Consider the following 5,117-nt stretch of genomic DNA (forward strand, 5'->3'; position numbering starts at 1 on the left):
GCACCGCCTCCCCACCTCCCCCTCAGCGGTCGGCGTGGTGGAGCAGGGTGCCGACGGCCCGCGAGACGTGGTCCACCACCACGTCGGGCTCCGCGGCCGCCAGGGCCTCGCTGCGGATCACGGTGCGCAGCAGGGAGATCCCGAGCAGCCAGGCGAGGACGAGCTCGGCGCGCAGCTCGGCGTCCGCGGGCTCGTCGGAGTCGACGAGCGCGGCGAGGGTGCCGCCGTAGGCCGCGCGCAGCTCCGAGCGCACGGTCTCGGCGGCGTCGGAGTTGCCCGCGGAGCGCAGGGCGGCCAGGAACAGCGTGGACTCCTCGCTGTCCGCGGCCAGGATCGCGCGCAGGGTGCGGGGGAGGACCTGGTCGGCGGGGCCGTCGTGCAGGACCTCCAGCGCCTGGCCCGTGACGGCGGCGGCGAACAGCCCGTCCTTGGACCCGAAGTGCCGGAACACCAACGCCTGGTTCACCCCGGCCCGCTCGGCGATCGCGCGGACCGTGGTGCCGTCGTACCCCGTGGTGGCGAAGAGCTCGCGACCGGCGGCGAGCAGGGCGCGTCGGGTGGCGGCGGAGTCGCGCGGCCGGGCGGGAACCATGCCCCATCGGATCACGGCGGGTGTGCGCCCGCGTGGCGCGGGGTACGCGATCCGTGCGCACGACGGAAGGAAGTGTCATGCCCGAACAGCCCGACGACGAACGGCCCGACAGCGGTGCCGACATGGCGTCCGCCCTGCAGCTGGACCCGGAGGAGACGCTGACCGACGGTGACCCGTTGGACGCCGGCTACTCGCCCCCCGACCGGCCCTACGGCGTCGAGGACCCGGCGGTGACCCCGGCGGGCGAGCGCGAGGGGGAGTCCCTCGACGCGCGGCTGCGCCGGGAGGAGCCCGAGGAGGAGACCGTGGACCAGGACCGGACCGGCAGGCTGGTGGCCGGGGTGGAGGGCGGGGTGGACGGCGTGGCCGAGGACGTGGGCGTCGACGGCGGTGCGGCGACGGCCGAGGAGGCCGCGGTGCACGACGTCGAGCGGGGGTTCGAGCCCGTGGCGGACGACTCGCCCGCGGAGGACCCCGAGGTGGCGCAGGCCCTCGAGGAGGAGCGCAGGCCCGCGGCCGCCCAGGAGGACGCCGAGCGGGACTACGAGTCCGAGACCGAGCCCCAGGAGCCGGTGCAGGAGCGGCGCGCGGCGGCGCGGATCGACTCCGACCCGGAGACCGGTGGGATCCCCGGGGTCGACGGCGGCCGCGACGCGGGCGTCACTCCGGGCAGTTGGAGGTGAGCTGGGCGATCACCCCGTCGAGGTCGAGGACCTCGTCCTCCTCACCGAACGCGACGACCTCGGCGGACGACTCGACGAAGTGCCGCAGCAGGTCCCGGTCGACCTCGAGCACGGCCCGGCCGTCGGTCGAGCGGATCTCGATCTCGACGATGTCGTAGCCCTGCACGAGCTGCGGGCTCATCCGGATGTCGCCGTAGCCCGCCGGGCCGGAGAGCGCCTCGCGCACGAGGTCCCGGGCGACCAGCCACTCGATCCACCGGTCCTGCCTGGTCCGGACGGCGAGCGTGACGGCGAACGGGTCCGCGGCCGCGTAGGTCCAGCGCGTGACCACCGGCGCCGGCTGCCCGTGCAGCACGGTGAACATGTCCTGCTGGACCGAGTCGCTCCCGATCATCGCGATGACCCCCCTGACTGTGGTGGATGCGGCCGTCCGGTGGTGTCCTCGCGGCTCTCACGAGGGGAATCGGTGGGGAGCGGCGGAACGCAGCACTCCGGGCCTGCTTTCACCCATACTGGTGACTGCGGCTACGAGGTCCGGAGCGCGGTGGAGACCACCCAGATGCCCGTCGTGCCCGCGCGGACCGGCTGGACGAGGGTCAGCGTGGCGGTGCCCGCGGGGTCGGTGAGGGCCACCGTGCCCGGGGCCGTGGAGGTCGGCTCGGGGTTCGTCCAGCCCCAGGTCGCGGTGGCGTAGCCCAGGGCCACCTCCTCCGGGTCCAGCGTCCAGGGCTGCGTGCCACCGTCGACCTCCGTCTGGAGGTCCTGGGCCGCGGCCACGTCGGTGACCGGCCAGAGCAGCGCGGTGCCGTTCGGTGCGGCCTGTGGGACGGGTTCCGGCAGGCGTGCCGTCGAGGTGGCGGTGCCCGCGCAGCCCGCGAGCAGGGCCGCCGTGAGCGCGAGAAGTGCTGCTGTCCGTGCCCTGGTCCACCCCGTCACGCCCGGCACGCTAGACCCGCCACCCCGGCCCCGCCCGCGACGCTCCGGCCACGTTCGAGGGGTCCACCCTCCGGTCGGACGGGTGGCGCGGCGCGCGTCGGTCGTTAGGGTCTGCTCCGAGCGGTGTGGCGATCACGTGTGAGGTGGAGATGTCGGAGATGACGGCGAGCAGCACCCGGTTCTACGCGGCCAGGGACCTCCTCCTCGCGAACCGCACGGACTACGACGCCGCGGTCCGGGACTTCGCGTGGCCGGAGCTCGACGAGTTCAACTGGGCGCTGGACCACTTCGACGCCGTCGCCGCCGATCCCGAGCGCGGGAACCGGAAGGCGCTCTGGATCATCGAGGCGGACGGCAGCGACGCGTCCTGGACGTACCGGGAGATGGCCGAGCGGTCCAACCGGGTCGCGAACTGGCTGCGGGACCGGGGCGTCGCGCGCGGCGACCGGATCATCCTGATGCTGGCGAACCAGCTGGAGCTGTGGGAGACGCTGCTCGCGGCGATGAAGCTCGGCGCGGTCGTCATCCCCGCGACCACCCTGCTCACCGCGGACGACCTGCGCGACCGGGTGGAGCGCGGCCGGGCGAAGCACGTGATCGTCGGGGCGGTGGACGCCGGGAAGTTCGACGACGTCGAGGGCGACTACACGCGGATCGCCGTGCGGGGCGCCCCGAAGGGCTGGCAGGACTACACCGAGGCCTACGACCGGAGCACGGTCTTCCAGCCGGACGGGCCGACCCTGGCCACGGACACCCTGTTGCTGTACTTCACCTCGGGCACCACGGCCAAGCCGAAGCTCGTTGAGCACACGCACCAGTCCTACCCCGTCGGGCACCTGTCCACGATGTACTGGATCGGCCTCGAGCCCGGCGACGTGCACCTCAACATCTCCTCGCCCGGCTGGGCCAAGCACGCCTGGTCGAACGTGTTCGCGCCGTGGCTGGCCGAGGCGACCGTGCTGGTCATGAACTACACGAAGTTCTCCGCCGAGGAGCTGCTCGGGGTGCTCGACCGCTGTGCGGTGACCTCGTTCTGCGCCCCGCCGACGGTGTGGCGCATGCTGATCCAGGCCGACCTGTCCGGGCTGGCCACGCCGCCGCAGAAGGTCGTCGGCGCCGGGGAGCCGCTCAACCCCGAGGTGATCGAGCAGGTCGAGAAGGCCTGGGGGCTGAAGATCCGGGACGGCTTCGGGCAGACCGAGTCGTCGGTGCAGATCGCGAACCCGCCCGGCGCGGCGATCAAGCCGGGCTCGATGGGGCGGCCGATGCCGGGCTTCCCGATCGTGCTGGTGGACACCGCCACCGGCGAGCCCGCCGACGAGGGTGAGATCTGCATCGACCTGTCCCGTCGGCCGGTCGGGCTCATGGTGGGCTACCGGGACGACCCGGAGCGCAACGCCGAGGCGATGGCGGGCGGGTACTACCACACCGGGGACGTCGGGTCCCGGGACGCGGACGGCTACATCACCTACGTGGGCCGCGCCGACGACGTCTTCAAGGCGTCGGACTACCGGATCAGCCCGTTCGAGCTGGAGAGCGTGCTGATCGAGCACCCGGCGGTGGCGGAGGCGGCGATCGTGCCCTCGCCGGACCCGGTGCGGCTGGCGGTGCCGAAGGCGTACGTCGTCCTCGCGGCGGGCTACGAGCCGACCGAGGAGACCGCCCGGGACATCCTGTCGTTCGCCCGGGAGAACCTCGCCCCGTACAAGCGGATCCGCAGGCTGGAGTTCGCCGAGCTGCCCAAGACGATCTCGGGCAAGATCCGCCGGGTCGAGCTGCGCGGGCGCGAGGGCGAGCTGCACGCGGACCCGGCCGCCACCCCGTCGGGCGAGTTCACGCTGTAGTGCAGGGGGTTCCTCGGGTGGGGAGGGCCCGGGTCCGGTAGGCATGCGTCATGCCGTCGTAACACCGTTCGACGGCGGGACGAGTGTGTCGGGGGGCGCGCGCCGGAGCGGCGCGGGTCCGAACGGGCGAGGGGGACGGCATGGCCGGGAGCGACGGGGCGTACACGCCCGGGGACGGCCCGATGGCCGGGGTGCTGGCCGACATGCCCGAGGTGTTCGGCAGGCTGCTGGACCAGCACGTCCCGGACCGGCTGGGCCGCTGCACGGCCTGCCGCAACGCGGGCTCGGGCGTGGTCTGGCCCTGCACGCTGCACCAGATCGCGACCCGGGCAAGCGCGCTGCACGCTAGCCGGTGAAGTGGCCCGGCCAGTCCTTGTAGGGGATCCGGGTGATGTCCAGGATCTCGCCGAGGGTGGCCCACTCGTTGCGGCCCAGCCGGGCGAGCGGGCGCAGCCTCGCCGCGCTGGGCAGGTGGTTGCCGCGGGAGTCGGTCTCGAACACGTCCTCGTCGATCGCCGCGTGCAGCACCCGGCCGATCACGATGGTCGAGTCCCCGAGCTCCAGGACGTGCTCGGTGCGGCACTCCAGCGCGACCGGTGACTCCGCGACCCGCGGCGGCGCGACCGTGAGGCTGGGCTCGGGCGTGAGGCCGACCTCGGCGAACTCGGAGACCTCCGCGGGGAAGTCCGTCGCCGTCGCGTTGACCTTCTCGAACATCGGCTCGTTGGCGAGGCAGACCACGAACTCGTTCGTCTCGACGCAGTTGCGCAGCGAGTCCTTCTTCCCGACCGAGGTGAACTGCACCATCGGCGGGTCCACGCAGGAGGCCGTGAAGAACGAGTGCGGCGCGAGGTTGTCGACGCCCGCCGCGGACCGGGTCGAGACCCACGCGATCGGCCGGGGCACGATCACGCTGTTGAGGATCTTGTAGAAGGACCTCGCGCCCATCTCGGCGGGGTCGATGTCCGTGCGCATGCCCCGATCATGCCTCTGGGTACGGTGCCGGGCATGTCGCGGACGCGTGCGCTCGGCCTGCTCCTGGGGGTGGCCGCCGACCTGGTG

7 protein-coding genes are annotated in these 5,117 nt (G+C 73.2%); 3 read left to right on the forward strand and 4 right to left on the reverse strand.

Annotated features, from left to right (window positions below; all coding sequences use genetic code 11):
* Window positions 1-22: 22 nt before the first annotated feature.
* Complete coding sequence (locus H5J29_RS20115) at window positions 23-592, reverse strand: TetR/AcrR family transcriptional regulator (RefSeq protein ID WP_181782598.1); 570 nt, start codon at window positions 590-592, stop codon at window positions 23-25.
* Window positions 593-669: 77 nt separating this feature from the next.
* On the opposite strand from H5J29_RS20115, the gene H5J29_RS36290 reads away from it, so the two are divergent.
* Window positions 670-1,275 carry a DUF5709 domain-containing protein gene (locus H5J29_RS36290; RefSeq protein ID WP_181782599.1) on the forward strand — a complete coding sequence of 202 codons (606 nt, stop codon included), beginning with the start codon at window positions 670-672 and terminating at the stop codon, window positions 1,273-1,275.
* Here the strand turns inward: H5J29_RS36290 and H5J29_RS20125 are convergent.
* Both H5J29_RS20125 and H5J29_RS20130 read right to left on the reverse strand, forming a co-directional pair.
* Window positions 1,253-1,669, reverse strand: coding sequence for an SsgA family sporulation/cell division regulator (locus tag H5J29_RS20125; protein ID WP_220187680.1), 417 nt, complete (start codon window positions 1,667-1,669; stop codon window positions 1,253-1,255). The genes H5J29_RS36290 and H5J29_RS20125 overlap by 23 nt on opposite strands.
* A gap of 131 nt (window positions 1,670-1,800) precedes the next feature.
* Window positions 1,801-2,211 carry a hypothetical protein gene (locus tag H5J29_RS20130; RefSeq protein WP_181782600.1) on the reverse strand — a complete coding sequence of 137 codons (411 nt, stop codon included), beginning with the start codon at window positions 2,209-2,211 and terminating at the stop codon, window positions 1,801-1,803.
* 158 nt (window positions 2,212-2,369) lie between these two features.
* Between H5J29_RS20130 and H5J29_RS20135 the strand changes: the two genes are divergently transcribed.
* Window positions 2,370-4,055 (forward strand): AMP-binding protein, encoded by a 1,686-nt coding sequence (locus H5J29_RS20135; protein ID WP_181782604.1) that lies wholly within the window; start codon window positions 2,370-2,372, stop codon window positions 4,053-4,055.
* A gap of 140 nt (window positions 4,056-4,195) precedes the next feature.
* Window positions 4,196-4,411, forward strand: a complete 216-nt coding sequence (locus tag H5J29_RS20140) for a hypothetical protein (protein ID WP_181782601.1) — start codon at window positions 4,196-4,198, stop codon at window positions 4,409-4,411.
* Here H5J29_RS20140 and H5J29_RS20145 read toward each other — a convergent pair.
* Window positions 4,401-5,030, reverse strand: a complete 630-nt coding sequence (locus tag H5J29_RS20145) for a flavin reductase family protein (RefSeq protein WP_181782602.1) — start codon at window positions 5,028-5,030, stop codon at window positions 4,401-4,403. The genes H5J29_RS20140 and H5J29_RS20145 overlap by 11 nt on opposite strands.
* Window positions 5,031-5,117: the final 87 nt, after the last annotated feature.

It is taken from the genome of Pseudonocardia pini, from assembly GCF_013870575.1.
Lineage (GTDB): Bacteria > Actinomycetota > Actinomycetes > Mycobacteriales > Pseudonocardiaceae > Pseudonocardia > Pseudonocardia pini.